Origin of the sequence: Mixta tenebrionis, from assembly GCF_006517625.1 — a bacterium.
GTDB lineage: Bacteria > Pseudomonadota > Gammaproteobacteria > Enterobacterales > Enterobacteriaceae > Mixta > Mixta tenebrionis.
Map to the genome: position 1 here is coordinate 1 of NZ_VHQI01000051.1, position 723 is coordinate 723.

Consider the following 723-nt stretch of genomic DNA (forward strand, 5'->3'; position numbering starts at 1 on the left):
ATGCATTAGTTTTTGAATTTGAAAGATTAACGGAACATCCTGATGGTTCCGATCTTATTTTTTACCCCAGAGACGATCGTGAAGACTCGCCAGAAGGTGTCGTTAAAGAAGTAAAAGAATGGCGCGCTAATAACGGCAAGCCAGGATTTAAGGACAGCTAATCTACAGCACTATAACGTCATACCTTTGTATTGCGTTATTTAGCAAGCTAATACAGGCAACAATATAGGGTAAGGAACCTAATATTAGTTAGGCTAATAAACAAGATATCTTTAAGCTAAATTTTATTATACTGGGGCTTTATCGGCATTAAATTAATTTCAGATAAAATTATTCACTCCTTAAATAAAAGAGCATGCAAAAAACGATGAGCGTTAACACCTGAATAAAGAGTAACAGGGTATGTTTTGTTATCATTAATATTAGAATAATCACACCCAAATTGCATCTTACATTCATAATAAGGGTAGATAAAATGAGCAAAAAAAATATTTCGGATTACACTGAAGCTGAATTCCTGGAGCTTGTCAGGAAAATTTTCCGAGCCGATGGGGTAACCGAAGCAGAGGATAATAAACTAATTTTTGAATTTGAGCGGTTAACGGAACATCCTGATGGTTCGAATCTTCTCTGTTATCCACGCAAAGATCGCGAAGATTCGCCAGAAGGTGTCGTTAAAGAAGTAAAAGAGTGGCGCGCTAAAAACGGCAAGCCAGGATTTAA

2 protein-coding genes are annotated in these 723 nt (G+C 36.5%); both read left to right on the plus strand.

Annotated elements, in window-relative coordinates:
- Window positions 1–161 (plus strand): bacteriocin immunity protein (locus FKM52_RS21480; protein WP_141178117.1); only part of this gene is annotated, 161 nt, incomplete at its 5' end.
- A gap of 314 nt (window positions 162–475) precedes the next feature.
- A partial coding sequence (locus tag FKM52_RS21485; RefSeq protein ID WP_141178118.1) for a bacteriocin immunity protein occupies window positions 476–723 on the plus strand: 248 nt, incomplete at its 3' end.